This is a genomic window from Enterobacter sp. 301B (assembly GCF_003850715.1).
Classification (GTDB): domain Bacteria; phylum Pseudomonadota; class Gammaproteobacteria; order Enterobacterales; family Enterobacteriaceae; genus Enterobacter; species Enterobacter intestinihominis.
Genome location: NZ_PQTC01000001.1, coordinates 1 through 25,178, shown reverse-complemented (window position 1 = coordinate 25,178; position 25,178 = coordinate 1). Strand labels below are relative to the sequence as shown.

The following is a 25,178-nucleotide window of genomic DNA, read 5'->3' as shown; positions in this document are numbered from 1 at the left end:
CGCCGGGGGGAAGTGTATGACGTTCTGGAGCATTGTGCGCCAGCGCTGCTGGGGGTTAATCCTGGTGGTGGCCGGTGTCTGTATTATTACTTTTATTATTTCACACCTGATCCCCGGCGATCCGGCCCGCCTGCTGGCCGGTGATCGCGCCAGCGATGAAATCGTGCAGGGCATCCGCCAGCAACTGGGGCTGGATCAACCACTCTATATTCAGTTTGGCCGCTACGTTGAGGCGCTGGCACATGGCGATCTGGGCACGTCTATTCGCACCGGTCGCCCCGTTGCGGAAGATTTGAAAGCTTTTTTCCCCGCCACGCTGGAGCTTGCCTTTTGCTCCCTGCTGCTTGCGCTGGTGATTGGCGTGCCGCTGGGCATTTTATCGGCGGTGTACCGTAACCGCTGGCTGGATCACCTGGTGCGACTGATGGCGATGACGGGCATCTCGACGCCTGCCTTCTGGCTGGGACTGGGAGTTATCGTTCTGTTCTACGGGCAACTGCAAATTCTGCCCGGCGGCGGCAGGCTGGACGACTGGCTCGATCCGCCCGCCCACGTTACCGGTTTTTATCTGCTGGACGCTCTGCTGGAAGGCAACGGCGAGGTGTTTTTCAACGCCCTGCAGCACCTGATTTTACCCTCCCTGACCCTGGCCTTTGTGCATCTGGGTATTGTGGCGCGTCAGGTACGTTCCGCGATGCTGGAGCAACTGAGCGAGGATTATATTCGTACCGCCCGCGCGAGCGGGTTGCCGGGCTGGTACATCGTCCTGCGCTACGCCTTACCCAATGCCATGATCCCCTCCATTACCGTGCTCGGGCTGGCGCTGGGCGATCTGCTGTACGGGGCCGTCCTTACCGAAACCGTGTTTGCCTGGCCGGGAATGGGGGCCTGGGTGGTGACCTCCATTCAGGCGCTGGACTTCCCCGCCGTCATGGGCTTCGCGGTCGTGGTATCGCTGGCCTATGTCTTCGTTAATCTGGTGGTGGATCTGCTGTATCTGTGGATCGACCCGCGAATCGGGCGCGGAGGTGCCGAATGATGTTAACTCAGGAAACGCCCGTCCCTGTCAGCACCGCTAAACAGCGCATCAACTGGGCAAAGCTGTTCTGGATGTTACGCAAAAGCCCGCTCACGCTGATCGGCGGGGTCATTATGATCGTGATGCTGCTGATGATGGTGGTCTCGCCGTGGATAGTCCCGCACGATCCGAACGCGCTGGATCTGACCGCGCGCTTGCAGGCACCGTCAGCCCAGCACTGGTTTGGCACCGATGAGGTGGGCCGGGATCTGTTCAGCCGCGTGCTGGTGGGCAGCCAGCAGTCCATCACAGCGGGGCTGGCGGTGGTGGTGATTGCGGGCGGCATCGGTTCGCTGCTCGGCTGTTTGTCCGGCGTACTTGGCGGGCGCGGCGACGCCATCATTATGCGCATCATGGACATTATGCTCTCCATCCCCTCGCTGGTGCTGACGATGGCCCTGGCCGCCGCGCTCGGCCCAAGCCTGTTTAACGCGATGCTGGCGATTGCGATTGTACGCATTCCGTTTTACGTGCGGCTGGCACGCGGGCAAACGCTGGTGGTGCGCCAGTTCACCTACGTGCTGGCCGCCCGCACCTTTGGCGCATCGCGCTGGCACCTGATCCGCTGGCATATCCTGCGTAACGCCCTGCCGCCGCTGATCGTACAAGCGTCGCTGGATATCGGCAGCGCCATTCTGATGGCCGCCACGCTGGGCTTTATTGGATTAGGCGCGCAGCAGCCGACCGCCGAATGGGGGGCAATGGTGGCCGTGGGGCGTAACTACGTGCTTGACCAGTGGTGGTACTGCGCGTTTCCGGGGGCGGCAATTCTGATCACGGCGGTTGGCTTTAATCTGTTTGGCGATGGTCTTCGCGACCTGCTGGATCCCAAATCAGGAGGGAAGCAGTCATGAGTGATTCCGTATTATCGATTGAAGATTTGCACCTGAGCTTCCCCATTTTTCGCGGTGACGTCCACGCGCTCAACCACGTCTCGCTGGAGATTGGCCGGGGTGAAATTGTCGGCGTGGTGGGCGAATCCGGCTCGGGAAAATCGGTCACCGCGATGCTGGCGATGCGCCTGCTGCCGGAAGGCAGTTACCATGTTCACCATGGCCGTGTCACGCTGCTCGGGGAAGATGTGCTGAACGCGTCGGAAAAACAGCTTCGTCAGTGGCGCGGCGCCAGGGTGGCGATGATTTTTCAGGAGCCGATGACGGCGCTTAACCCCACGCGCCGGATTGGCAGGCAGATGGTGGAGGTGATCCGCCAGCATCAGTCGCTTTCCCGCCGCGACGCGCGGCAGAAGGCGATCTCCCTGCTGGGCGAGATGCAAATCCCGGATGCGGCGCAGGTAATGGATCGCTATCCGTTTGAGCTTTCCGGCGGTATGCGCCAGCGGGTAATGATCGCCCTTGCCTTCTCCTGCGAGCCGGAGCTGATCATCGCTGATGAACCCACTACCGCGCTGGATGTGACCGTCCAGCTTCAGGTGCTGCGTCTGCTGAAACATAAAGCGCGCGCCAGCGGAACGTCGGTGCTGTTTATCAGTCACGATATGGCGGTGGTGTCGCAGCTTTGTGACCGGATGTACGTTATGTACGCGGGCAGCGTGATCGAAAGCGGCAGCACGCAGACCTTGATCCACCATCCTGTGCACCCCTATTCGATTGGCCTGCTGCGGTGTGCCCCGGAAAATGGTGAACCGCGCGAGATCCTCCCGGCCATTCCCGGCACGGTACCTAACCTCAGCCACCTCCCGCGCGGATGTGCTTTTCGCGAACGCTGTTTTGCTGCCGGGGCGAAATGCAGCGAAACGCCGCGCTTAATTTCCACGGGCGCAGAAGGCCAGCAGGCTGCCTGCTGGTACCCACAACAGGAGAGACGCCATGTCTGAGGTACTGCTGGAACTGGATAGCGTGCATGTGAATTTTCCTGCGCGCAAAAACTGGCTGGGGCGCGTGACGGAACAGGTACACGCCCTTAACGGCATGGATCTCCGGATCCATCGCGGCGAAACGCTGGGCGTTGTGGGGGAATCCGGCTGTGGAAAGAGCACGCTGGCGCAGCTGCTGATGGGCATTCTCAAACCGAGTACCGGTGCCTGTCAGCGCGCGAATGCGGCGGGTGGTATGCAGATGGTATTTCAGGACCCGCTCTCGTCCCTCGATCCGCGTTTACCCGTCTGGCGCACCATCACCGAGCCGGTGTGGATACAGCAACGTCAACGTCGCAGCGAACGGGAGCGTCGTCAGTTGGCTGAAACGCTGGCGCAGCAGGTTGGGATTCGAGCGGAATATCTTGACCGCCTGCCGCATGCGTTTTCGGGCGGACAGCGCCAGCGCATCGCTATTGCCCGGGCGCTCTCTTCGGATCCGGACATCATCGTGCTGGATGAACCCACCAGCGCGCTGGATATTTCCGTCCAGGCACAGATCCTCAATTTGCTGGTTGCCCTGCAACAGCAGCGAAATCTGACCTACGTGCTGATCTCGCACAACGTCTCGGTGGTCCGGCACATGAGCGACCGGGTGGCGGTAATGTATCTGGGGCAAATCGTGGAACTGGGGCCGACGGACCAGGTGCTGGGTCAGCCGCGCCATCCGTATACGCAGCTGCTGCTTGACTCCGTTCCCCGGACCGGAGAACCGCTGGATGAGGATCTTGCGTTGCGAAAAACCGATCTTCCCGGTAATCGCCACCTGCCCGTTGGGTGCTATTTCCGCGACCGCTGTTCGCTGGCGACGCAGGGATGTGAACAGCCGCAACAACTCCAGCCCTCTTCCGCAAGCCGAAGCGTGCGCTGCTGGCGTAACCGTTAAAAATGAGCCGGGCATGCGCCCGGCCCGATATCAGTTCAGTTTGTAATCCAGCGTGATTTCCGCTTTCAACAGCTGCGAGACCGGGCAACCGGCCTTGGCTTTCTGGATAATGCCGTCGAACTGCTGCGGATCGATACCCGGTACCGTCACCTTGCTTTGCAGCGCGACTTTGCTGATGGCAAAACCGCTGTCGGTTTTATCCAGCGAGACATCCGCCGTGGTATCGATGGAATCGGCGGTATAACCCGCTTCGCCCAGCATTAGCGACAGGGCCATAGAGAAACAGGCCGCGTGCGCTGCGCCAATCAGCTCTTCCGGGTTAGTCCCTTTCTCGCCCTCGAAGCGGGTGTTAAAGCCGTAAGGTTGCTGGTTAAGGACGCCACTTTCGGTCGATACCGTCCCTTTGCCGCGTTTGATGTCGCCAGACCAGTGTGCTGAACCGTGCTTATGAATCGTCATGCTTGCTCTCCTTTTGGCTTACAAAGGGATAAGTATAGGACGCATAATCTATTTTGCAGGGAAGACAGACTAGTCCGATCGCGTGGCAAGGTGGTTTGCCAGCGCGTCGAGGAACACACGCTGCGCCGCAGGCTGATAGTCTCGCGACTGATAAATACCAAAAATGCCGATCGGTTTTGGCGTATAGGCGCTTAGCACCGGCACCAGGCTTCCCTGCCGTAGCGCCGTGTCGGCCTCGCGCTCGGGCAGCATGGCAATACCACAGTGATTTATCGCCGCCTCCATCAGCAGAGATGAGATGCTGGCGCTGAGATTGCCGCTGACCGCCGTCGTGACCGGCTCCCCTGCCGGCGTTAAAAAACGCCACGACTGACCGGCAAAAAAGCTGTAATGCAGGCAGTTGTGCCGGGCTAAGTCTTCCAGCTCCTCTGGAACGCCCCGGCTTGCAAGGTAGTGCGGCGAGGCGCAAAGCACGGACCGACACTCTCCCAACCGGCGAGCGATCATACCCGGTTCGGGGTTATCGGTGATGCGGATCGCCACGTCAATTCGCTCGCCCACCAGGCTCACCGGATGGTTGTTAACATCCAGCTCAATGCGCAGTTGAGGGTAACGCTGCAACAGTTCGGGCAGCACCGGAGCGATAATCTGCATCGCGGTAAAATGCGCGCAGGCGACGCGAAGCGTGCCTGAGGGTAAATCCTTCACTGACTGATCTTCAATTTCCTGAGAAATTTGCGATAGCGTGCGCGTCTTTTGCAGGACCTTCTCCCCCGCCGCCGTCAGCGTCAGCTTGCGGGTGGAGCGGTTAACCAGCCGCGCCCCGGCCCACTTCTCCATCTGCTCCAGATAACGGCTCACCATTGGACGGGAGATCCCCAGCGCCCGCGCCGCCGCGCTTAAACTCCCCAGCTCACAGATGCGGTTGTACACCTGGGCGGCAATAACGCGATCCATTTTGACCTCCATTTGCTCGATCTATGAAACTAAGCATCTCCTGTTTCAGGAATTCTGGCAAATGAAGAGATCCGTACAATAGAGACTTTCCTGAAGAACAGAGACATGACCATGACTATCGCCCGCCTTGCTTTGCTGACAACCCTTTTCACTCCGGCCGTCTTTGCCGCTCCGTTGACCGTTGATACGTATAACCCGCAGGAAAAAGGCATTTTTGCCGTTTCTTCCACGCTGGTATCTGGTCCGAAAGAGGCGGTACTGTTTGACGCCCAGTTCAGCGTGAAAGATGGCGAAGCGCTGGTAGAAAAAATTCGCCACAGCGGTAAAACGCTGAACAAAATCGTGATCACTTCCGGCGATCCGGATTTCTATTTCGGCCTGCAACCGCTGATGAAAGCCTTCCCTAATGCCAAAGTTGTCGCCACGCAACAGGTGGTGGACCATATCAGGGCCACAAAAGACGCGAAGCTCGCCTTCTGGGGGCCACAGATGAAAGATGGCGCGCCGACGCAGCTCTACGTGCCGCAAGTGCTTGCCTCAACCACCTTTATGATTGACGGTGAGAGAGTAAGCATTGAAGAGCCTGAAAGCTATGCGGCGTACGTCTGGATCCCATCCGCCAAAACCATCCTCGGCGGCACGGGCGTCTCATGGGGCATTCACGTCTGGACGGCGGATACCCAAACGCCGGAAAGCCGTAAACAGTGGCAGCAGACGCTGGATAGAATGGCTGCCCTTAAGCCCGAACGCGTTATTCCGGGCCACTACCTTGGGACACCGCCAGCGGGTACCGGCGCTATCGACTTTACCCGTCGCTATCTACAGCAGTTTGAACAGGCCCTCACGACACATAAAGCGTCTACCGACGTCATCATCGCGATGAAAAAACAGTGGCCGAACCTTGCGGAAGAAAGTTCGCTGGAACTGAGTGCCAAAGTGAATACCGGCGAAATGAAGTGGTAATAAGCTGACTATCTCCTGCTATATTTAAATTTTTTATAGCAGGAGTTTACTATGACATCGTCAGTAAGGGGTATTGACCATATCGGTATTACGGTGCCCGACATTGAAAAAGCCACCCTATTTTTTGAACGCGCTTTCGGCGCACAGGTTTTATATCATTCTGTCGATGCAGAAACCGATAATATCGATCAGCCCGCCCAGCAGCACACCTTAAAATTATTTCCCGGCACTAAAATTCATGCCATTCGCATGCTTGTTATGCCGCACGGACCCGGCATAGAACTTTTCGAAATGCATGGCCCTGAACAGGGAATGCCCGCTCGCGCCAGCGACTTTGGCCTTCAGCATTTTGCTGTTTATGTTGATGATTTTGATAGTGCCATCGCGGCTTTCACCGCCGCCGGCGGCGAGATGTTCACCGCGCCGAAGCCGCTTAGCTTTCCGGATGAGCAAGGTGAAGGCAATGCATTCTGCTATGGTCAAACCCCCTGGGGCAGCATTGTGGAATTGATCTCCTGGCCGACGCCCATGCCTTATGAAAAAACGACAAATTTACGCCGCTGGAAACCCTGAGTTTTATTTCTGTGCTACGTGAGATGTTATTTTTAATTCCAGGACGAATCTGAACCACAACGGCAAAAATATTTGCCAATCTGAATGTGAATTACGATTTTGCACGCCGTAACATTAAACAGACAACGACACGGAGGCAGCATGTTTACTTATTACCCGGCACATACCACAGCAGCACAACCGGAACTTGTTAACGCGATCGCACAAGGTCTTCACGCCGAGCACGGTGTTGTTACTGAAGATGACATTTTGATGGAACTGACCAAGTGGGTGGAAGCCACGGACAATGACATCCTCAGTGACATCTACCAGCAAACCATCAACTATGTGGTTAGTGGGCGAAACGCACCTTTGTAAAAACCTGCTAAGCTGGATCTGCAACCTAAGGGGTTACATTTCGTTTGCGTAAGCAAGCTTGTCCTTAAAACTATCAACAGGATTGAGGAGTTAACATGAAATCGAACCGTCAGGCACGCCATATTCTGGGACTGAACTACAAGCTCTCTAACCAGCGTAAAGTGGTTATTGAGGAGGGGAGCGAAACGCAGGTTACCCACGCTACCGGCAGAAAACGCCCTTCCGGCAAGTAAGTTCCGGCACGATATTCACAACACCATCGGTAATCCCGATGGTGTTTTTGTTTATGTGTTGCGGTAATTAATATTCAGCTCCTTTATAATACCGCCCGACCGCACCCCGTAGCACAGGCCAGAAAGATGACAAACAGCAGTGTCAGGGACGGATCTTCTTAAAAAGAGTGAGTGACATGGACAACAAACTGAAAAAACATCGTTCCCTTTATATTCCTTACGCCGGTCCGGTTTTACTGGAGTTCCCCCTTCTGAACAAAGGCAGCGCCTTTAGCATGGAAGAGCGCAGCAGCTTTAACCTGCTGGGCCTGCTGCCTGAAGTGGTTGAAACCATTGAAGAACAGGCAGAACGTGCCTGGATCCAGTATCAGGGCTTTAAAACCGAAATCGATAAACACATCTACCTGCGTAATATTCAGGACACCAACGAAACCCTCTTCTACCGCCTCGTGCAGAACCATCTTGAAGAGATGATGCCCGTCATTTACACCCCCACCGTCGGCGCGGCGTGTGAACGCTTCTCAGAGATCTACCGTCGTTCCCGCGGTGTGTTCATCTCTTATCAGAACCGTCACAACATGGATGACATTCTGCAAAACGTGCCTAACCACAACATCAAGGTGATCGTGGTGACCGATGGCGAACGTATTCTGGGCCTCGGTGACCAGGGCATTGGCGGGATGGGGATCCCCATCGGTAAGCTCTCGCTGTATACCGCCTGCGGCGGGATCAGCCCGGCCTACACCCTGCCGGTGGTACTTGACGTGGGGACCAATAACCAGCAACTGTTGAACGATCCGCTGTACATGGGCTGGCGTCACCCGCGCATTACCGACGACGAGTACTATCAGTTTGTGGATGATTTCATCCAGGCCGTGAAGCACCGCTGGCCTGACGTGCTGTTGCAGTTCGAAGACTTCGCACAGAAAAACGCCATGCCGCTGCTGAACCGCTACCGTGATGAGATCTGCTCGTTCAACGATGACATTCAGGGCACTGCGGCAGTGACCGTCGGTACGCTGATTGCTGCGAGCCGTGCGGCAGGCAGTCAGCTCAGCTATCAGAAAATTGTCTTCCTGGGTGCAGGCTCCGCGGGCTGCGGCATCGCCGAGCAAATTATTGCCCAGACCCAGCGCGAAAGCTTAAGCGAAGAGCTGGCCCGCTCCCGCGTCTTTATGGTGGACCGTTTTGGCCTGCTGACCGACGGCATGCCAAACTTACTCCCGTTCCAGACCAAACTGGTGCAGAAGCGCGAAAACCTGAAAAACTGGGATACGGATAACGAAGTGCTCTCGCTTCTTGACGTGGTGCGCAACGTGAAGCCGGACATTCTGATCGGCGTGTCCGGGCAGACCGGCCTCTTCACGGAGGAGATTATTCGCGAGATGCACAAGCACTGCGAACGCCCTATCGTGATGCCGCTATCTAACCCGACTTCACGCGTGGAGGCAACGCCGCAGGACATCATCGCATGGACCGAAGGTAAGGCACTGGTCGCAACCGGCAGTCCGTTTGATCCGGTGGTGTGGAAGGACAAACTCTACCCCATCGCGCAGTGCAATAACTCCTATATCTTCCCGGGTATTGGTCTGGGAGTTATTGCTTCCGGCGCGTCCCGCATCACCGACGAAATGCTGATGTCCGCGAGCGAAACGCTGGCAGGTCACTCTCCGCTGGTGAATAACGGTGAAGGCCTGGTACTGCCGGAACTGAAAGACATTCACAAAGTGTCCCGCGCAATTGCCTTCGCGGTAGGCAAAATGGCGCAGCAGCAAGGCGTCGCGGTGAAAACCTCTGCCGATGCGTTGCAGCAGGCGATTGATGATAACTTCTGGATGCCGGAATACCGTAGCTATCGTCGTACTTCGATTTAAATCGGAGTTTTGAACGTTCCCTCTCTTCACAAGGGAGAGGGAACGTGAAGTCCCTTCTCCCTTTTTCCTCTAATTCCCTTAATCCTGCCTATAAATGCTTTGTTGAAAGTCACTCATGATAATTTGGCTTTCAAATGCAGCAGGATCGATCATTTGAAAAATGCATACCTAATCAAAATCTATATCCTTTTAAAATATATAAATTTTACATAACACTTCTTGCCTAACAAATAGTTTTTCTTAAGAGTTTAGTAACGTTTTGCATCACTAAATTCATTTATTGAAAAAGGAGTTTTGAAATGGCAATCCCAGCATATCTATGGCTGAAAGATGACGGCGGCGCAGATATCAAAGGCGCGGTTGATGTGCAATATCGCGGGGGCAGTATTGAAGTATTAGGATTCGGTCATGGACTGCATCTACCGACAGATAATATGACAGGAAAAATCACGGGTACGCGCATGCATAGCGCTCTGGTTTTTGAAAAGGAGTTCGACAGTTCCAGCCCTTACTTATACAAGGCTGTAGCAAAAGGCCAAACGCTAAAAAGTGCCGAGTTTAAGTGGTACAAAATCAATGATGCTGGTCAAGAGGTCGAATACTTCAACATGTTCCTTGAGAACGTTAAAGTGGTCTCAATATGCCCGGTGATGCATGACGTAAAAAATCCAGCAATGGAAAAACATAATCATTTAGAAAATATTTCCCTCCGTTACGAGAAGATCACATGGCGACACTGTGACGGTAATATCATCTTTGCTGATTCCTGGAATGACAGATCATGAATCTCCTACAGTGCTTTTTCCACCTCAACGGAGGTACGTACGCTACTTTGTCTGTGCCCGGAGTTGGCTTTTTTCCTGCATTTTCAGGGAATGGTGACGCGACGAACCGTGCAGAAAGCGCAAATATACCTGATATCGGCCCGCTCCCACCTGGTCGCTATTACATACTTTTACGTGGATTAGGGGGTTGGTATACTCAAACTAAGGATAGTGTTAACGCATTTTTCACCGGTTCGAATCGGAACGAATGGTTTGCATTATATCGCGATGACGGATTGATAAATGATGAGACTTTTGTGAAAGGCGTAAGGCGAGGTGAATTCCGGTTACACCCTATCGGGCCATCTGGCATAAGTAAGGGTTGTATTACACTTTATAGTCAGAGCGATTTTAAGATTCTGGCATCAGCCTTACTTCGAACTGGAGGGCAGCAATTGGGAAACTACATCATTGCACATGGCGTTGTGCAGGTCTATTAATGAAGGCGGCATTCCTTGTGTTGTTGTGGTGTATAGCCGTGTTTCTATCAATGTTCACACTCTACAAGATTGTTCCACCAGAAACGCAGTACGATTTTGTGGAGCTTTTTGGAATATATGGCGACGAAAGGATAATGGATTTTGTTTTGTATGTTTTCTTCGGCATGGCCATATTCATTGCGTCTGTAATCACGCTATCCCTGTATTTGCTTATACGAAAAAGATGATTCTGGGCAGCGACGCTGCCCTTCCTTTTATCACATCACGCGCTTAGTTCTGTATCCGCAACCGAAGATATCGCTTTTTGCCGCAGTAGTATGTTCATACTATGAAAATGTTGTATAGTGATGGTTACTAATAATCACTTAACTTATAAGGAGGCCAATTATGCTGTACTGTGAAATTTTCAATGTTTCACATACATTTGGTGATCGCACCAGCTCAAGCGTTATCGGTATCGTGCTGCGATAACTTCCGCTTGAGCGAAGACACCAACCCCTGAAATCCCTTCTCTCGGGCTTACTGAGTTATCGTCAGCGATGTTTGACGAGGCATAAACATGCCTGTAACTCTTGGGTAAGCAACAATGAGCACTTTACTCACTGCACAATCTTTACGTGTTGATACGGCGTTTGGCACGCTATTCGACTCCCTCTCCTTTACGCTGAAAAAAGGCGACCGTATTGGCCTGCTGGGCGACAACGGCTGCGGCAAAAGTACGTTGCTGAAGGTGTTGGACGGCACAGACTCCCCTGCTGCCGGAACCGTCGCATTGGCCGGATACTGTCTGATGGCGCGCGTTGAGCAACACCTGCCAGAAGCCATTTATCCCCTGACCATGCTGGATGCCGTGCTGGCGTAACTGCCCGCGACTGAACGCGAGAGTCTGCACTGGAAAGCTGAAACGCTGCTGGCGGGTATGGGCTTTACACCGCAGGACATGGCCTTAACGTCGGCAACGCTGAGCGGCGGGCAGCACACGCGTCTCCTGCTGGCGCGGGCGCTGATCGGCGATCCAGATCTGTTACTGCTGGACGAACCGAGTAACCACCTCGATTTGCCGACCCTGCTCTGGCTGGAACAGTTTTTACAGAACTGGTCCGGCAGCTTTGTGCTGGTCTCACACGACAGGCAACTATTGGATGCCGTCACCAACGGCAGCTGGATCCTGCGCGATAAGATGTTGCACTACTTCGCCCTTCCCTGCACCGCCGCGCGTCAGGCGCTGGTAGCCAAAGACGAAAGTGATGCGCTGCGGCATAAGGCGGAGCAAAAGGAGATTGACCGCGTAACCGCCAGTGCCAGACGGCTGGCCACCTGGGGCAAGGTCTACGATAACGAAGATCTGGCCCGCAAAGCCAAACAGATGGAAAAGCAGGTCGAACGGCTTAAGGAGAGTCAGACAGAGCTCACCGCAGGCAGTCCGTGGACATTAACCCTGCGCGGTGACGCCCTGCGGGCAGACCGGCTACTGGAGATGGAAAACCTAAGCGTAGCGCCTGAGCCTGGCCTGTCTGAGCTGTTTCACGTCGACATTGCGCGGCTTAGAAGTGGCGATCGCGTGGCTATCGTCGGGCGTAATGGCTGCGGCAAATCATCACTGATGAAGCTTATCTGGCGGCATTTCTCAGGTGTACCTTCAGAGACTGGCCTGAAACTTCATCCTCGCGTGTCGCCAGGCTATTACGATCAGACGCTGAATCAGCTTTCGGAGGAGGCAACAATCTTTGACGCGCTGGAGCCTTTCGCGCCAGATCCGCAGACCCGTAAAATGGCCCTCATCAGTGCCGGGTTCCCGTGGGCGCGACACGGACAAAAAGTCAGTACGCTGAGCGGTGGGGAACGTTCGCGCCTGCTGTTCATCGGCCTGACGCTTGCTCGCTATAGCCTTCTGATGCTGGATGAGCCAACCAACCACCTGGACATGGAAGGCAAAGAGGCGCTGGCGGAAACACTGCAACAGTTTGAAGGCGGAGTGCTGCTGGTGAGCCACGATCGTCAGTTAATTAGCCAGAGTTGTAACCGCTACTGGCTGATTGAGGACGGCAGGCTTAGCGAATGGCACGATGCGGAGGCGGTGTTTGAGCGCCTGCGTGCGGGCACCGGTCCGGTGGTGCCTGAGGCGTCGAAGACTGCATCGAAGGCACCACCTTCAGCGTCTGACGATCTGCTCGAACGCCTGGTTGCCCTGGAAATGCTGCTGGAAGAGGATTTGGCGCGCAAGCCAAAACACCAAAAACCGCAGTTGCAGGCGCAATGGCGAAGAGAGATTGAGGAGATAGAAGCCCAACTATAAATCTGTACCCGGCGGTCGTTACGCCGGGTTTTTTACGTTAGCGTTTTCCCCTACTGATTATTAGAGGATCACCGTATTCTTAATCTGAAACTGAATTAATTGATGACATTATGTTGCGGTTGCCTTGCATTACAGCGCCAAAGTATTAATCCTTAATGGGTATTACACCTGCTATGCAGATACTCATTAGTAAAAGGAGAAACACATGAAGGCTGCTGTTGTCACTCAGGATCATCAGGTTAACGTTACAGAGAAAACCTTACGCGCGCTCAAACATGGTGAAGCGCTGCTGAAGATGGAGTGCTGTGGCGTTTGCCATACCGATCTCCATGTTAAAAATGGCGATTTTGGCGACAAAACCGGGGTGATCCTCGGCCATGAAGGGATTGGTATTGTCAAAGAGATTGGTCCGGGCGTCACGTCACTGAAAGTTGGCGATCGTGCAAGCGTGGCGTGGTTCTTCGAAGGCTGTGGCCACTGTGAATATTGTAATACCGGCAACGAAACTCTGTGCCGTGACGTAAAAAACGCGGGTTACTCCGTCGACGGCGGCATGGCGGAAGAGTGCATCGTGACCGCGGATTACGCGGTTAAAGTCCCGGAGGGTCTGGACTCTGCGGCGGCCAGCAGCATCACCTGCGCCGGTGTCACCACCTACAAAGCGGTAAAAGTCTCTGAGATCAAACCCGGCCAGTGGATTGCGATCTATGGCCTGGGCGGTCTGGGCAACCTCGCACTGCAATACGCCAAAAATGTCTTTAATGCGAAAGTTATCGCCATTGACGTGAATGACGAGCAGTTGAAGCTCGCTGCCAGCATGGGCGCAGACTTAACCGTGAACTCCCGCAGTGAAGATGCGGCAAAAGTGATTCAGGAGAAAACCGGCGGCGCACATGCGGCAGTGGTGACGGCGGTAGCGAAAGCGGCCTTCAACTCTGCCGTTGACGCGGTTCGCGCCGGAGGCCGCGTGGTGGCTGTTGGCCTGCCGCCGGAAGCGATGAGCCTGGATATTCCACGTCTGGTCCTGGATGGGATTCAGGTGGTGGGCTCTCTGGTGGGTACTCGTCAGGATCTGCTCGAAGCCTTCCAGTTTGCGGCTGAAGGTAAGGTGGTTCCGAAAGTCACGATGCGCCCACTGGAAGATATCAACGCCATCTTTAAAGAGATGGAACAGGGCCAGATCCGTGGCCGTATGGTGATTGATTTACGTTCTTAAACGCGGTGGCCGGGTAGCGGGTTTGCCCTGCCCGGCCTGTCACGTAGACGAACGGCGATCGGAAATCCACTCCTGAACCTCGATCTGGAACGTGTCCGGCGCTTTTCGATACATCTTCCGCGCCAGATCCAGGATGGTATGGCGTCCTAACTCCTCTTCCATCCGCTGCTGCGCGCTGTCCATAACCGATCGCACCCCGCATGGTCCGTCACAGACCCAGGCCGGTGGCGTTTCATCAAATACCGCCAGGCGCTGACGCACTTCCCGACATTCGAACATATTCTTATCGCCGTCGATGGCGTGCGCCACGTCCAGCACGCTGATCAGCTCTGCCGGACGCGCCAGCCGGAATCCTCCCCCCTTGCCTTCGGTGCTGATAACCAGCCCCGCGCGTGACAAACGAGTGAAAATCTTCCCAAGATAGTCGTACGGTACGCCCTGCAAGGCCGCCATCTCCCGGACGCTCATCTCACGCTCATTGCCTTTTGCATCCACCATACACATCAGGCTATGAATGCCATATTCCACACCAGAACTGTAAAACGCCATGGCTCACTCCGGGTCATTGTTCGCTGCATTATAACGAATTTTAACTCAGAAAGAAGTTGTCGCAGTTAACTCCGACAAGTATAGTGGCAGTTATGTCAGACACACAGCCTGACGAACAAAAGGATCGAGTATGAAAAAGCAGATTTTAATTGTGGGTAGTGGGTTTTCCGGTATGTGGGCTGCGGTCAGCGCCGCGCGTCTTTCTGCTCTGGAAGGTAATAATAGCCTCAGCATTGCCGTGCTGGCCCCGGTGCCGGAACTGCGCGTTCGTCCACGTTTTTATGAAGAGAACGTGTCGACGATGGTCGCGCCACTGACCGAACTGTTTGCTGAGCTGGGTATTGCCTTTATTTCGGGCGAAGCACAACGTATTGATACCTCATCTAAAACCGTTTTGTATCGCGATTCAAACGGCGCCATTGCCGAAGTCAACTGGGAACGTCTGATCCTCGCAACCGGTAGCCAGACTAAACGTCCGCCGATTGCCGGTCTGACTGAATACGCATTTGATATCGACCAACTCGACTCCGCCAGGCTGTTCGAGCAACATCTTGATTCGCTGGTTTCGCGCCCCTCCACCCCAGAACGCAATACCGTGGTCGTGTGTGGCGGCGGTTTTACCGGCATTGAGCTGGCAACGGAACTCCCTGCTCGTCTTCGCACCCGCTTCGGCGTAAATACAAAGACTAAAGTAATCGTAGTTGAAAGGGGTGAAACCATTGGCGGGCGTTACAGCGAGGCGCTGCGTAACACCATTGAAGAAGCAAGCAACGCGCTGGACGTTGAATGGCGTTTAAACAGTGAAATTGAAGCTATTGATGCCAGCGGCGTGACGCTGAAAAACGGAGAGCGCATTGCCAGCGCGACTGTAGTGTGGACGGCAGGTGTAGAACTAACCCCCTCAGCCTGCAAATTGACGGGGAACGCGACACTCAGGGACGCCTTATCGTCACCGACACGTTGCAGGTCCCTGCGCATCCGGAGGTTTACGCGACGGGTGATATGGCGCACGCCAAAACGGACGATGCGGGCAACACGGCACTGATGACCTGCCAGCACGCGATCCAGCTGGGGAAATTCGCCGGACATAACGCAGCTGCCAGCCTGTTAAATCTGGAGCCGTACCCTTACCGTCAGGTGAATTACGTCACCTGTCTGGATCTGGGTGGCTGGGGCGCGGTGTACACCGAGGGCTGGGAACAGCGTGTTAAATCCGTGCGCGAGGAAGGCAAAAAGATCAAAGTCGCCATCACCAACGAACTGATTTACCCGCCAGCAGCAGACAAAGCAGTCGCATTTGCCGCCGCTGACCCGCTGGCGAAATTCGTGTAGTCCCCTCCTGTGCCCGCGACCAGCGGGCAAAGCGTGAAATCAGGCCAGCGCTCCTGCGTTGGCCTGACGCTTTTTGGCACATAAAAAACCGTACATCAACAGAGAGGTCATTGCTGAGAAGGATAAGATCGCTGCCGGAAGCGTGACATAGCTCCAGCTAAAGCCGAGCGTAATCATCATTCCACCGAAATACGCGCCTATTGCGCTGCCGAGGTTAAACGCCATTTGCCCGCCTGCGGCGCCCAGCATCTCGCCGCCTTTCGCATTTTGCAGCAGCAGTATTTGCAGCGGCGCAGAGAGCGCAAACAGCCCGGCGCAGCAGACGAATCCCATTACCAGTGAAGCTGTTTTAAGCTCGCCTAACGCGAACAGTAACAACAGCGAAGCCACAATCACCATGTCGGTGGTGGCAGCAATGCGCAGCGGGCTAAAGCGCGACGACAGCTTGCCGCTGAAGACATTACCCAGCACCATGCCCAGCCCCATCAGCATCATGATCGCGGTCATGACGCCCTCGGAAAAGCCTGACACGTTGACCATAAACGGCTTCACGAAGCTAAACCAGGCAAACACCCCGGCATTGCCAAACATCGTAGCGGCAAAAATCAGCCACGGTTCCGGTTTTTTCAGGAAGTGGAATTGTTCTGTCAGCCGGGTGGTTGTCGTGTCGTGAATGTCTGGCACCCACAGCAGAACAGAGAGGATCACCAGCGCATCAAAGACGGCAATCAAAAAGAAGGTGTAACGCCAGTTAAATTCATGTCCCAGCCACGTCCCGAGCGGGACGCCAAGCAAATTGGCAACGGTCATCCCGGCAATCATCCCTGCTACAGCAACCGTCACCTTACCCGGTGGCGCAATTTTTGACAGGATTATCGCCCCCACACCGAAAATCGCGCCATGCGGGAAACCAGAGATTAAGCGCCCCGCCGCCAGCCCTATGTAGGTGTCAGAGAAGGTAAAGAGCGCGTTACCGACGACGCACATCGCCACCAGAAACAGCAGCGTTGTTTTCAGCGAAAATTTACTGGAGAACAGCGCCACAATCGGCGCGCCGATCACTACGCCAAAAGCGTAAAACGAAATCATATTTCCGGCGGAGGGAATCGAAATGCCCGTATCATGAGCCAGTTCTGTCAGCACGCCCATAATGCCAAATTCAGCCATCCCCAGGCCAAAGGTAGCCAGTGCTAACGAAAAAATTGTTTTTTTCATACCGCGACCACTGTTAAAAAATACGCAGCGTGCATTATTGATTAAACTTGTATGGTGAACCAGTTCAAATCAGCTTTCTGACACATTAATCCATTCATTCAGGCCGATTTCACGCTTAGTACGGCCTCGATCCCGCGACCGGACCCATAGGGAGACCCGCCATGGTCAGTAAGAAGAAAACCCGTGTTGTTGATGATGTCGTTAAAAACGCGCCGCTCAAAACCAAAGCGTACGAGCAAGAGCTTCGCCGCCTCCATGTTGAACTGGTTAAGCTCCAGCAATGGGTGGTCGCCAAAGGGTTAAAGGTCTGTATTGTTTTTGAAGGGCGAGACGGCGCGGGTAAAGGCGGCGCCATCAAAGCCATCACCGAACGCGTCAGCCCCCGGGTGTTTCGCGTTGTTGCGTTACCGGCCCCCACCGATAAAGAGAAAAGTCAGCTCTATTTTCAGCGTTACGTTCCCCATCTGCCCTCTGCCGGTGAAATCGTTATTTTTGACCGGAGCTGGTACAACCGCGCAGGCGTGGAAAGAGTAATGGGTTTCTGTACCGAAGAGCAGGCCGACAAATTTCTTGATGGAACGCCGGTGATGGAAAAAGCGATGGTCGATGCCGGTATCATATTGTTGAAATACTGGCTTGAAGTAACGCCAAAAGAGCAGGAACGCCGCCTGCGCGATCGCATTAATGATGGTCGCAAGATCTGGAAGCTGTCTCCAATGGACATAAAATCTTTCAATCTGTGGGATGAATATACCCTCGCCCGTGATGCGATGTTTAAAGCAACCGACACCGCCTGGGCGCCGTGGTTTGTGGCGCGCTCAGAAGATAAAAAACGGGTTCGGTTGAATATTATTTCGCATCTGCTTTCACAGATTCCCTATAAAGAAATTCACGTTGACAAGGTGGATTTACCGAAACGAAAGATCGGCAAAGTGAAGCCAACAAAATATCCCTTCCGGTATATTGCAGAGCGGTTTTGATATTACTGGAAGACGGCTCGCATAATGTAGATTACCAGGTGAAACAGTATTGTTTTTTGTTGGCTGCGGTTGATAATGACCGCACCAACAAAGGAGAAAACATGAAACCGAACCGCACAGAAAGATGTGCTACGACAGAGCGCCATACGGGGAATAGACCTCGCCCACTCTCTACAGCAGGAGAGCTCAAGCGGCAGCGTCAACAGGATCAAGGATTTATTAAAGCAATGAATGAATTAACGGCCAAAGCCGGGCTATTATCGGATGACCCTTATTTCGGAGGGCTTTGATGTGTTTTCAGTTTGACGTTTACCGCAATCCATCAAACAGAACGTGTGAATATCAACCCTTTTTTATGATTATTCAGCACGATTATTATGACGACTTATCAACGAGACTTATTGTCCCGTTAAGCTATCACAATCATTTAAGAGGATATTCAAACGCTGCAACGCCACTGGTGAACCTTGAATTCCAGACATATTTTCTTAATACAGCCAACATCACACACGTGGAGACAAAAAAACTTAATAATAAGGATTATGTATGTAATCTGCGCAGTGCAAGAAGCAGTGTTCTTGCAGGAATTGATGCGTTAATTACCAATACGTAGCTAAAAGCCGCACAAGCGCAGCGCCGCCGGACAATGCCGACGGCGCGAGGTTTACTTCAACCCTTCCGAACTCTCTTTTTGCGCTTCAAGACGCTCAATGTCGCGGTACCAGCGCGGATGGTGCTTCTGCGCCCAGCGGCGGCTCACCTTCCCTTCAATCATGCCTTTAATCGATCCTTTCACCCAGAATGCCATATACATATGGATCAGAATGGCGTGGATCAGAATAATGGCCGAGGTCGCGTGGATCAGCAGCGCATAACGCACCACCTGAATCGGGAAATAGTGCGCAAAATACGGACGCCAGATGATCACCCCGGTCACCAGCAGCACAAAAATCATGCTCATGATGGTCCAGAACATCATCTTCTGCCCGGCGTTATATTTGCCCACCTTCGCGACTTTATGCTCGTTGCCTTTCAGAACCTCAACAATCCCTTTTAGCCACGGAATATCCTGCTTGTCAGGGATGTTGTGATGAACGAAACGCACAAACATAAACATCAGCACCACGAAAATCAGTACGCCGAAGAACGGATGCAGAATGCGCCCCATCTGTGGTGTCCCGAAGGTTTCCGTTAGCCACTGTAGCGTCGGGAAGAAGAACGAAATGCCGGATACCGCCACCAGGAAGAAGCAGATGACCACCGTCCAGTGACAGGCGCGATCGACAAATTTTGTGCGCACTATCATTTTCGACTTACTCATGATGCTCCTCCTCGTCGTCATCCACCTCTTTATTCGGCCCGATACCGATGTAGTGATAAATCAGCCCGGCAAAGGTGGCGATAAAGCCCGCCGCTGAGAGCGGCTTAAGCGCCCCTTTCCAGAGGTTGATTGAGGTATCGATCGCCGGATCCTTCGGCAGATTGTGATACAGCTCCGGCTGGTCATTGTGGTGCAGAACATACATGACGTGCGTACCGCCCACGCCCTGCGGGTTATAAATCCCGGCCTTGTCATAGCCGCGCGCTTTGAGCTTATCCACCCGCTGCTGTGCCACTTCCAGCATCTCTTTTTTGGTGCCGAAGTGGATAGCCCCGGTAGGACAGGTCTTCACGCAGGCAGGCTCCTGTCCGACGCTGACGCGATCGACACACAGCGTGCATTTATAGACCCGGTTATCTTCTTTATTGAGGCGCGGGATATTAAACGGACAGCCTGCGATGCAGTAGCCGCAGCCGATACAGTTATCCTGCTGGAAGTCGACGATCCCGTTGGCGTACTGAATAATTGCACCGGCAGACGGGCATGCCTTCAGGCAGCCCGGATCTTCACAGTGCATACAACCGTCTTTACGGATTAGCCACTCCAGCTTGCCGTTCTGGTCGGTTTCGCTAAAGCGCATCACCGTCCAGGACTTGGCGCTCAGATCAGCCGGGTTATCGTAAACGCCAACGCAGTGCCCCACCTCGTCGCGGATATCGTTCCACTCCGAGCAGGCCACCTGGCAGGCCTTACAGCCCACACAGGAGGAGACATCGATCAGCTTGGCGACTTCTGCCTTGTAGTCCCGCGCGCGAGGCGCGGGCGTTATCGGATTGGTCGCGGAGCGTTTAATAATGTCTTGTGTTTCCATCGCCATTTAATCGCTCCTTACGCTTTCTCGATGTTGACCAGAAACGCTTTATACTCCGGCGTTTGCGAGTTGGAATCGCCGACGTTTGGCGTCAGGGTATTGGCGATGTAACCTTTCTGCGCCACCCCTTCAAAGCCCCAGTGCAGCGGGATGCCGACGGTTTCTACCTGCTGGCCGTGTACGTTCAGACTTTGCAGACGACGGGTGACCACCGCTACCGCGCGAATAAAGCCGCGCTTGCTGCTCACCGTCACGCGATCGCCATTGGCAATGCCTTTCGCCTTCGCCAGCGTTTCGCTTATCTCCACAAACTGTTCCGGCTGCGCGATGGCGTTAAGCCGCGCATGTTTGGTCCAGGTATGGAAATGCTCGGTCAGGCGGTAGGTAGTTCCGACATACGGGAACTTGTCCTTTTTACCTAAACGCAGCACGTCATCTTCATAGATACGCACTACCGGGCTGGAAACTACGTTCGGGTGCAGCGGGTTAGTGCCGAGCGGCGTTTCCATCGGCTCGTAATGTTCCGGGAACGGCCCTTCCGCCAGCTTGTCGATGGCAAACAGACGTCCCAGCCCTTCCGGCTGCATGATAAACGGCCCGGTGTTGCTGCCCGGCGCGGCGGTGTTGAAGTCCGGGATATCGTTCCCCGTCCACTTCGTGCCGTTCCACTCGATCAGCATGCGTTTCGGATCCCACGGCTTACCGTTCACGTCTGCGGAGGCACGGTTGTACAGTACGCGGCGGTTTAACGGCCACGCCCATGCCCAGCCCAGGGTGTTACCCAGGCCTGACGGATCGGCGTTATCACGGTTGGCCATCTGGTTACCCTGCTCCGTCCAGCTGCCGGTGTAGATCCAGCAGGACGAGGCCGTGCTGCCGTCGTCACGCAACAGCGCGAAGCTATTGAGCAACTGGCCTTTCTTCGCCACCAGATTGCCGTTGGCATCGTACAGGTCGGCCAGCGCCACGCCGTTGTTCTCTTTTGCCACCTCTTCGGACTCAGGATGATCCGGCTGCTTGTAGTTCCAGCTCATCTTCAGCAGCGGCTCAGCGCCTTTGCCGCCTTCGGTGCGGTACATCTCGCGCAGACGATGGTAAATACCGGCCAGAATTTCGCCGTCATTACGCGCTTCACCCGGCGCATCCTGACCTTTCCAGTGCCACTGTAGCCAGCGGCCAGAGTTGGCAATAGAACCGTCCTCTTCCGCAAAGCAGGTCGATGGCAGGCGGAACACTTCAGTCTGAATGGATGCCGGATCAACATCGTTAGACTCGCCGTGGTTCTGCCAGAACGTAGACGTTTCGGTGACCAGCGGATCGATAACCACCATGTACTTCAGCTTGCTCAGGCTGCGAACGACTTTGTTTTTATCCGGGAATGACGCCACCGGGTTAAAGCCCTGGCAGATATACCCCGTGACGTCGCCCTTATCCATCATGTTGAAATACTTGATGACATCGTAAGCCTGATCCCATTTCGGCAACCACTCAAAGCCCCAGTCATTCTCTTTCTGCGCCGCATCGCCGTAGAACGATTTCATCAGACTGACGGCAAACTTCGGATAGTTACTCCAGTAGTTCACCTGGTCCGGACGCGTCGCTTTTGGCGTATTGGCGTCAAGCCAGCTTTGCCAGTCGGTCTGCTTCTCCGACGGCAGGGTCAGGTAACCCGGCAGGCTGGTCGACAGCAGGCCGAGATCGGTTAAGCCCTGAATGTTGGAGTGTCCGCGCAGGGCGTTCACACCACCACCGGCCATCCCCATGTTGCCGAGCAGCAGCTGGATCATCGCCATGGTACGGATGTTCTGCGCGCCCACGGTATGCTGCGTCCAGCCCAGCGCGTACAGGAAGGTGGTTGTTCTGTCGGCGGCACTGGTGGAGGCCAGCACTTCACATACTTTCAGGAAGTCTGCTTTCGGCGTACCGCAGATGTTTTCCACCACGTCTGGCGTATAACGGGAAACATGCTGTTTCAGCAAGTTCCACACGCAGCGCGGATCGGTCAGGGTCTCATCGCGTTTCGCGTAGCCGTTTTCGTCGAACTGATAGTTCCAGGACGATTTATCGTACTGACGTTTCTCTGCGTCATAGCCGCTGAACAGGCCATCTTCGAAGGCGAAATCTTCCCGCACCAGCAGGCCGGCATTGGTGTAATGCTTAACGTATTCCGCGTTAATCTTATTGTTTTCGATCAGGTACAACAGCACGCCGGAAAGGAACGTAATATCCGTACCGGAGCGGATCGGCGCATAAATATCAGCCACCGATGCCGTACGCGTAAAGCGTGGATCGACGACAATCAGCGTCGCATCGTTGTTGTTTTTCGCTTCCATCGCCCAGCGGAATCCCACCGGATGGGCTTCAGCGGCGTTACCGCCCATCACCACCACGACGTTTGCGTTTTTGATATCAACCCAGTGGTTGGTCATCGCACCGCGACCAAATGTTGGAGCAAGACTTGCTACCGTTGGTCCGTGTCAGACGCGCGCCTGGTTATCAACCGCCAGCATGCCGAGGGAGCGCACAAATTTTTGCGTCAGCATGCCGGTCTCATTACTTGCCGCAGATGCACACAGCATCCCGGTGGAGGTCCAGCGGTTTACCGTAACGCCCTGCTCGTTCTTTTCAATAAAGTTGGCGTCGCGATCCGCTTTCATCAGTTTTGCAATACGTGAGAAGGCCTCGTCCCAGGAGATGCGCTGCCATTTATCAGAGCCCGGCGCACGATATTCCGGATAGCGCAGACGGTTTTCACTGTGGACGTAGTCCAGCAGCCCCGCCCCTTTCGGGCAAAGCGCCCCGCGGCTCACCGGATGGTCCGGGTCCCCTTCAATATGATAAATCGCTTCTTTGGCGTTCTTCGCGCCATCACCCAGGCTATACATTAATAGCCCACAACCCACGGAGCAGTATGTGCAGGTGTTACGGATCTCTTTCGCGCGCAGCAGTTTATAGTTGCGTGCCTGAGCCAGCGCCATTTTGGGAGCGAATCCCAGCATTGCGGCTGTTGTTCCGGCCATACCGCCCGCGCAGATTTTAAAAAATTGTCTGCGGCTGACGTCCATTGCTGTCCTCGTTATCTGATAAGACTTCGCGCCGCAAACTAACAGCAAAGCCCCTGTTTTATTTGCGTCAAATCAAGGTCGCCGAACTTCGCCCCCTTAATAGTCACCGCCGGTATGATTTATTACTCCTTTCGGGTTAACCGCGAAACAGAAAATTCGCCTGGTGAATGGGTTAGATGCTATAAGTTTACCCTTTGATTTTTATGAGACTGGCAGGGTAATGGACAGAAAAAGAGCAACGCTGATTGGCCTGGTGGCCATACTGCTGTGGAGCACCATGGTGGGTCTCATCCGCAGCGTCAGTGAGGGACTTGGCCCGGTGGGGGGCGCAGCGATGATCTACACCGTCAGCGGATTATTGTGTCTGGCGACGGTAGGTTTCCCTGATATTAAACGGTTTTCGAAAGGCTATCTCATTGCGGGCAGCGTCCTGTTTGTCAGCTATGAAATGTGCCTTGCCCTGTCGCTTGGCTTTGCCGCGACGCGCTCGCAGGCAATTGAGGTGGGCATGGTCAATTATCTCTGGCCAAGCCTGACGATTGTGTTCGCCATTTTGTTCAACGGTCAAAAATCCACCCTGTGGGTGATCCCCGGCTTAGCGATCTCCCTGTTGGGCGTGGGCTGGGTCTTAGGCGGCGAAAACGGGCTACACGTTCACGACATCATGCTAAACATCGTTTCCAGCCCGCTGAGCTACGGGCTGGCATTTGCCGGTGCCTTTATCTGGGCCGCCTACTGCACCGTCACCAGCAGGTATGCCAGAGGGCAAAATGGCATTACTCTTTTCGTCCTGCTGACCGCCCTGAGCCTGTGGGTCAAATATGCCGTCAGCGATCAGCCCGAAATGGTATTCAGCGTGCCGGTAGTCGTGAAACTGTTGATGTGTGGTGTTGCCCTTGGCTTTGGCTACGCCGCCTGGAACATTGGGATCCTCCACGGTAACGTCACGGTGCTTGCGGCCGTCTCCTACTTCACCCCGGTACTCTCTGCCGCGCTGGCGGCTATTATGCTGAGCTCTCCGCTTTCATTCTCATTCTGGCAAGGGGCATTAATGGTTTGCGCAGGATCATTACTTTGCTGGTATGCCACCCGCAAATAGCATTTTTATTTTTACCGGGCACGAATTATGCCCGGTAAAAATTAACATTATTTTAATATGTGATCACAGTAAAGAATATTATTTATAACATTCGTGTGTATTTCTATTTCTGTATAGAGTATTCACACAAAGTCAGATCCGTTGTGGAAATTGACATAAACTGACAACGCAGGTAATTAATTCAACCCCAATATTCCCGCACTATATAGCACATAGTGCAATAGTTTATTTCTGGATGTTTCTTTTAAAAAGTAGTTGCTGGCTTCCGGACAAATCCACAAACCACTGTTTTAAAAGTCAATAACGCGCCCCATTCCTTGAGATTATCTGCCAAGCCCTTTTATCTCCCTCTAAAAACAAAAACGCATGGCAACTATTTCCAGCCTTATTATCGTGTTTTGTTAATAATCAATTTATGTATATAAATTAACCTTATTAAGCGATTTAAGGGAAATTTATCGGATCAGGATCACACTAATTGAAATTATCTTTAATATTTTGAAACTTATTATTGAAAGCAGTCTACGGAATTTTAAAAATAGTCTGCCATTGACGATAAGCCTCGTTTAAAAATCGCTCAGGTGGCTTGACCTGCCCCCACGATTAGATACAACACTCAGTTAGTAACGTCGGAATCTTCATTCTCAGAATGACCCTTTCTCCAGCCCGCTGCAAATTCAGACGGTGTCTGATAATTCAGCGTGGAGTGCGGGC

At 54.0% G+C, this 25,178-nt stretch carries 23 protein-coding genes and 2 pseudogenes; 18 read left to right on the top strand and 7 right to left on the bottom strand.

Annotated elements, in window-relative coordinates; genetic code table 11:
- Positions 1-16 precede the first annotated feature (16 nt).
- Genes C3451_RS00130 through C3451_RS00115 form a run of 4 tightly spaced genes read left to right on the top strand, consistent with a single transcriptional unit; the run spans position 17 to position 3,840 of the window.
- A complete protein-coding gene (locus C3451_RS00130) occupies positions 17-1,039 on the top strand; it encodes an ABC transporter permease (protein ID WP_003857077.1) in 1,023 nt (340 codons plus the stop codon).
- Positions 1,036-1,932 carry a D,D-dipeptide ABC transporter permease gene (ddpC, locus tag C3451_RS00125; protein ID WP_045622709.1) on the top strand — a complete coding sequence of 299 codons (897 nt, stop codon included), beginning with the start codon at positions 1,036-1,038 and terminating at the stop codon, positions 1,930-1,932. Before C3451_RS00130 ends, ddpC begins: the two co-directional genes overlap by 4 nt.
- Positions 1,929-2,915 (top strand): ABC transporter ATP-binding protein, encoded by a 987-nt coding sequence (locus C3451_RS00120; protein WP_022648186.1) that lies wholly within the window; start codon positions 1,929-1,931, stop codon positions 2,913-2,915. The genes ddpC and C3451_RS00120 overlap by 4 nt, the downstream gene beginning before the upstream one ends.
- Positions 2,908-3,840 carry an ABC transporter ATP-binding protein gene (locus C3451_RS00115; protein WP_045622710.1) on the top strand — a complete coding sequence of 311 codons (933 nt, stop codon included), beginning with the start codon at positions 2,908-2,910 and terminating at the stop codon, positions 3,838-3,840. The genes C3451_RS00120 and C3451_RS00115 overlap by 8 nt, the downstream gene beginning before the upstream one ends.
- Before the next feature lie 30 nt (positions 3,841-3,870).
- Here C3451_RS00115 and C3451_RS00110 read toward each other — a convergent pair whose 3' ends face one another.
- Both C3451_RS00110 and C3451_RS00105 read right to left on the bottom strand, forming a co-directional pair.
- Positions 3,871-4,299, bottom strand: a complete 429-nt coding sequence (locus C3451_RS00110) for an OsmC family protein (protein WP_003857069.1) — start codon at positions 4,297-4,299, stop codon at positions 3,871-3,873.
- A gap of 69 nt (positions 4,300-4,368) precedes the next feature.
- The gene (locus C3451_RS00105; protein WP_074142887.1) at positions 4,369-5,256 is read right to left on the bottom strand and encodes a LysR family transcriptional regulator; all 888 of its coding nucleotides are present in this window, start codon (positions 5,254-5,256) and stop codon (positions 4,369-4,371) included.
- 111 nt (positions 5,257-5,367) lie between these two features.
- Here C3451_RS00105 and C3451_RS00100 point away from each other — a divergent pair, with 111 nt between their 5' ends.
- The 9 genes and pseudogenes from C3451_RS00100 to adhP all read left to right on the top strand — a co-directional run bounded on the left by C3451_RS00100 (position 5,368) and on the right by adhP (position 14,032).
- On the top strand, positions 5,368-6,219 hold the full coding sequence (locus C3451_RS00100; protein ID WP_045622716.1) for a Vmh family MBL fold metallo-hydrolase: 852 nt from the start codon (positions 5,368-5,370) through the stop codon (positions 6,217-6,219).
- Between the two features lie 51 nt (positions 6,220-6,270).
- Positions 6,271-6,792 carry a VOC family protein gene (locus C3451_RS00095; protein WP_023306248.1) on the top strand — a complete coding sequence of 174 codons (522 nt, stop codon included), beginning with the start codon at positions 6,271-6,273 and terminating at the stop codon, positions 6,790-6,792.
- Between the two features lie 141 nt (positions 6,793-6,933).
- Positions 6,934-7,149, top strand: a complete 216-nt coding sequence (gene bdm, locus C3451_RS00090; protein ID WP_022648192.1) for a biofilm-dependent modulation protein — start codon at positions 6,934-6,936, stop codon at positions 7,147-7,149.
- Positions 7,150-7,244: 95 nt separating this feature from the next.
- The gene (gene sra / locus C3451_RS00085; RefSeq protein ID WP_023300167.1) at positions 7,245-7,382 is read left to right on the top strand and encodes a stationary-phase-induced ribosome-associated protein; all 138 of its coding nucleotides are present in this window, start codon (positions 7,245-7,247) and stop codon (positions 7,380-7,382) included.
- A gap of 176 nt (positions 7,383-7,558) precedes the next feature.
- A complete protein-coding gene (locus tag C3451_RS00080; RefSeq protein WP_045622712.1) occupies positions 7,559-9,256 on the top strand; it encodes an NAD-dependent malic enzyme in 1,698 nt (565 codons plus the stop codon).
- A gap of 299 nt (positions 9,257-9,555) precedes the next feature.
- On the top strand, positions 9,556-10,041 hold the full coding sequence (locus tag C3451_RS00075; protein ID WP_045620953.1) for an Hcp family type VI secretion system effector: 486 nt from the start codon (positions 9,556-9,558) through the stop codon (positions 10,039-10,041).
- On the top strand, positions 10,038-10,520 hold the full coding sequence (locus C3451_RS00070) for a DUF2778 domain-containing protein (protein ID WP_045620954.1): 483 nt from the start codon (positions 10,038-10,040) through the stop codon (positions 10,518-10,520). Before C3451_RS00075 ends, C3451_RS00070 begins: the two co-directional genes overlap by 4 nt.
- Positions 10,521-11,106: 586 nt before the next feature.
- Positions 11,107-12,816 (top strand): annotated as a pseudogene (locus C3451_RS00065) (ABC-F family ATP-binding cassette domain-containing protein).
- Positions 12,817-13,021: 205 nt separating this feature from the next.
- Positions 13,022-14,032, top strand: coding sequence for an alcohol dehydrogenase AdhP (gene adhP, locus C3451_RS00060; protein WP_023306254.1), 1,011 nt, complete (start codon positions 13,022-13,024; stop codon positions 14,030-14,032).
- Positions 14,033-14,071: 39 nt separating this feature from the next.
- Here adhP and C3451_RS00055 read toward each other — a convergent pair whose 3' ends face one another.
- A complete protein-coding gene (locus C3451_RS00055; protein ID WP_022648200.1) occupies positions 14,072-14,581 on the bottom strand; it encodes an Rrf2 family transcriptional regulator in 510 nt (169 codons plus the stop codon).
- 130 nt (positions 14,582-14,711) lie between these two features.
- On the opposite strand from C3451_RS00055, the pseudogene C3451_RS00050 reads away from it, so the two are divergent.
- Positions 14,712-15,913 (top strand): annotated as a pseudogene (locus tag C3451_RS00050) (FAD-dependent oxidoreductase).
- 39 nt (positions 15,914-15,952) lie between these two features.
- On the opposite strand, the gene araJ reads toward C3451_RS00050, so the two are convergent.
- Positions 15,953-17,128, bottom strand: a complete 1,176-nt coding sequence (gene araJ / locus C3451_RS00045) for an MFS transporter AraJ (RefSeq protein WP_045620956.1) — start codon at positions 17,126-17,128, stop codon at positions 15,953-15,955.
- A gap of 161 nt (positions 17,129-17,289) precedes the next feature.
- Between araJ and ppk2 the strand changes: the two genes are divergently transcribed.
- From ppk2 to C3451_RS00030, 3 genes are all read left to right on the top strand, one after another.
- The gene (gene ppk2 / locus C3451_RS00040) at positions 17,290-18,108 is read left to right on the top strand and encodes a polyphosphate kinase 2 (protein WP_022648203.1); all 819 of its coding nucleotides are present in this window, start codon (positions 17,290-17,292) and stop codon (positions 18,106-18,108) included.
- A 101-nt stretch (positions 18,109-18,209) separates the two neighbouring features.
- On the top strand, positions 18,210-18,398 hold the full coding sequence (locus tag C3451_RS00035; RefSeq protein ID WP_072050119.1) for a hypothetical protein: 189 nt from the start codon (positions 18,210-18,212) through the stop codon (positions 18,396-18,398).
- A complete protein-coding gene (locus tag C3451_RS00030) occupies positions 18,398-18,721 on the top strand; it encodes a CcdB family protein (RefSeq protein WP_072050120.1) in 324 nt (107 codons plus the stop codon). The genes C3451_RS00035 and C3451_RS00030 overlap by 1 nt, the downstream gene beginning before the upstream one ends.
- Positions 18,722-18,772: 51 nt before the next feature.
- Here C3451_RS00030 and fdnI read toward each other — a convergent pair whose 3' ends face one another.
- From fdnI to fdnG, 3 genes are read right to left on the bottom strand one after another with little or no spacing between them, the layout of a single operon-like run.
- Entirely contained in the window at positions 18,773-19,429 is a 657-nt protein-coding gene (gene fdnI / locus C3451_RS00025; RefSeq protein WP_023300174.1) for a formate dehydrogenase-N subunit gamma, read from the bottom strand.
- Positions 19,422-20,306, bottom strand: coding sequence for a formate dehydrogenase subunit beta (fdxH, locus tag C3451_RS00020; RefSeq protein WP_003857048.1), 885 nt, complete (start codon positions 20,304-20,306; stop codon positions 19,422-19,424). The genes fdnI and fdxH overlap by 8 nt, the downstream gene beginning before the upstream one ends.
- An 11-nt stretch (positions 20,307-20,317) precedes the next feature.
- The gene (gene fdnG / locus C3451_RS00015; RefSeq protein WP_088263182.1) at positions 20,318-23,365 is read right to left on the bottom strand and encodes a formate dehydrogenase-N subunit alpha; all 3,048 of its coding nucleotides are present in this window, start codon (positions 23,363-23,365) and stop codon (positions 20,318-20,320) included.
- 220 nt (positions 23,366-23,585) lie between these two features.
- On the opposite strand from fdnG, the gene yddG reads away from it, so the two are divergent.
- Positions 23,586-24,464 (top strand): aromatic amino acid DMT transporter YddG, encoded by an 879-nt coding sequence (gene yddG / locus C3451_RS00005; RefSeq protein ID WP_032624206.1) that lies wholly within the window; start codon positions 23,586-23,588, stop codon positions 24,462-24,464.
- Positions 24,465-25,178 lie beyond the last annotated feature (714 nt).